Source organism: Arthrobacter sp. 05T442 (assembly GCF_056395945.1).
Map to the genome: position 1 here is coordinate 1 of NZ_JBFTKM010000064.1, position 458 is coordinate 458.

1 protein-coding gene is annotated in these 458 nt (G+C 70.0%); it reads left to right on the top strand.

Going from position 1 to position 458, the window contains the following annotated elements; translation table 11 throughout:
• Window positions 1-458: transposase (locus AC1DES_RS19195; protein WP_476897284.1), on the top strand; the 458-nt coding region annotated here is incomplete at both ends.

The following is a 458-nucleotide window of genomic DNA, read 5'->3' on the forward strand; positions in this document are numbered from 1 at the left end:
GAATACGGTGCCCGTTCCGAGGCCCGCAGCAACTCCCGGAACGGCTACCGGCACCGGGACTTCGACACCCGCACCGGCACCCTGGACGTCGCCATCCCCAAGCTCCGGCAAGGCTCCTACTTCCCGGACTGGCTGCTGGAGCGCCGCCGCCGGGCCGAGGCCGCACTCACGACTGTCGTCGCGACCTRCTACCTGCTCGGGGTSAGTACCCGGCGGATGGAAAARCTCGTCGAAACCCTCGGGATCACCCGGTTATCGAAGTCCCAGGTCTCGGTCATGGCCGCYGACCTCGACGCCCAGGTCGAGGAGTTCCGCACCCGCCCGCTGGACGCCGGCCCGTACCCGTTCGTCGCCGCCGACGCCCTGGTCCTGAAGGTCCGCGAAGGCGGCCGGGTCGTGAACGTCCACGCCATGGTCGCAACCGGGGTCAACGCCGACGGACACCGCGAGGTCCTGGG